The organism is Bradyrhizobium sp. LeoA1Lang (genome assembly GCF_055413685.1).
This window is the reverse complement of sequence record NZ_JBVAPG010000371.1, coordinates 1-2,055: the sequence shown is the minus strand read 5'-3', so window position 1 is coordinate 2,055 and position 2,055 is coordinate 1. Positions and strand designations below refer to the sequence as shown.

Annotated in this window: 1 protein-coding gene and 1 pseudogene; one reads left to right on the top strand and one right to left on the bottom strand. The window is 66.9% G+C overall.

Going from position 1 to position 2,055, the window contains the following annotated elements; all coding sequences use genetic code 11:
• Window positions 1–166: 166 nt before the first annotated feature.
• A complete protein-coding gene (locus tag ACZYOF_RS43525; protein ID WP_463719561.1) occupies window positions 167–1,261 on the bottom strand; it encodes a citrate synthase/methylcitrate synthase in 1,095 nt (364 codons plus the stop codon).
• A gap of 73 nt (window positions 1,262–1,334) precedes the next feature.
• Here ACZYOF_RS43525 and ACZYOF_RS43520 point away from each other — a divergent pair.
• Window positions 1,335–1,928 (top strand): annotated as a pseudogene (locus ACZYOF_RS43520) (helix-turn-helix domain-containing protein); the annotation flags it as partial.
• Window positions 1,929–2,055: the final 127 nt, after the last annotated feature.

Below are 2,055 nucleotides of genomic sequence, written 5' to 3'. Positions count from 1 at the left end.
AGCGATCATCCGATCGCATCAAACAGGCCGGACATATGGATGCAAGCGATCCGATCACCTCAAAAGCTCTTGTGCCACGGGGGCCGTCCACATATGGGTCCCGGGTCAAGCCCGGGACGACGGCGGAATTTGTGTCGCTGCCGTCGTCCCATTGACGGTCTGCGCCTCACACTTTCGGCATTGGCCCCACATAGGACGAGCTTGGCCGGATCAGCCGGCCGGTGCGCTGCTGTTCGCGCGCATGCGCGGTCCATCCCGCAGAGCGCGCCACCGCGAAGATCGGCGTGAAGGCCTGCGGCGGAATGGAAAGCGCATCGAGCAGGATCGCGGTGAAGAACTCGACATTCGTTTCCAGCGGCCGGCTCGGATTCTTCCGCCGCAGCGCCTCGCGGATGTAGGCCTCGACCTCACCGGCGAATGGCAGGTCGGCGCCTTCGGCAGCTAACCGCTCGATCGCATCCTTCAGCACATCCGCGCGGGGGTCGCGCACGCGATAGACGCGGTGGCCAAATCCCATCAGCCGCTCGCCGCGCGCCAGCGCCGCATCGACCCAGGGCCTGATGCGCTCGCGCGTCCCGATCGCATCGAGCATCTCAAGTACCGGCTCCGGCGCGCCGCCATGGAGCGGCCCGGTCAGCGCGCAATAGCCGGCGGTGACGGCCGCGAACAGGTCGGCCTGCGTCGAGGCCACCACGCGCGTCGCGAAGGTGGAGGCGTTCATGCCGTGATCGCAGACCGTGACGAGATAGGCATCCAGTGCCGCGACCTCGCGCGGCTCCGGCTTGCGGTTGAGCAGCATCGTCAGCGTATCCGCGGCGTGGCTGACATTCGGATCGGGAGCGAGCGGATCGTGGCCCTTGGCCCACTGCACCAGCGCGCCGGCGATCACCGGAAAGGCGCCGACGATCGTCGCTTCGTGCTCGAGCCCGTTTTCGGCGCGCAAGCCCGCGACCGCGGCGCGGAAGCCATCCACGATCGACATGCCGCGGGTCGCCGGCAGTAGTTCCGGCAGTCTCGCGAAGGCGCGCTCGCGCGCGGCGCCGAGCTTGGCGCGCACATTGGCCTCGCTGAGCGAGCTTCCGGTCGCCGCATTCCACAATCGCGCGGTGACGCCCTCGAAGCTCGATGTCGAGGCGAGCACACGGACGTGCTCGCCCGCGACGATGAGTTCGCCGCGCTCGCCGTCGACATGGCTGAGCACCGTTTCGGCGGCGGGAATGCCGTCCAGTCCGATCGGGCTCTTGGTCACCTGGATATTCATGGCGGATCTCCTTTCGTGATTAGGAAAGTCGATCCTCTCGACAGATTGATCAATCTTGATTAGCTTAATCAAGATGAAAAAATCCGATGGCCTTTACCTCTCCGCCCGCGAGGCAGCGGCTGAGCTCGCGATCTCTCCGGCCACGCTCTACGCCTATGTCAGCCGCGGCCTGATCCGCTCCGAGCCATCGGCGGATTCCCGCAGCCACCGTTATCGCGCTGAGGATGTGCGCGGGTTGAAGGAGCGCCGTACCCCGTCGCCGGAGCCGCGGGGCCTGCGCAGCTTCGATGCCGATCTGCCGGTGATGGACTCGGCGATCGCGACGATCACAGAGGACGGGCCGATCTACCGCGGCGTGAACTGCGTCGATCTCGCCGAGAAAGACACGCTCGAACACACGGCGACGCTGTTGTGGGACGTGACGGGCGTCGATCCCTTCGCGCCGGGCAACTGCCCGTTCGTCTCGGACGAGATGCGTGCCATCGCGGAGGCCGCGCGCCGCGCCGCACCGATCGACCGTGCCATTGCCGTGCTGGCGCTGGCCGCAAGCGCCGATCCGCGTGCCTTCACCCGCGCGCCAGACGGCCGCGCCATGGTCGGCGCGCGCATCGTCAGGCTGCTGGTTGCGACCATGCTGAACCGCGAGCCGTCGTCCGAACCGTTACATGGTGAGCGTCACGAGAGGATCGCCGTGCCCGGCCTTGACTTGCGCGGAATGCTTTGGATTGCCCGATCGGGGTGATTGACGCTGCCGCTGGGCGATGATTGGGTGCTCCCCTCTGAAGGGACCTCTG

Bases quoted from the DNA above. Each gene is read 5' to 3' on its own strand.
- ACZYOF_RS43525 (WP_463719561.1), bottom strand. From the start codon at position 1,261: ATGAATATCCAGGTGACCAAGAGCCCGATCGGACTGGACGGCATTCCC.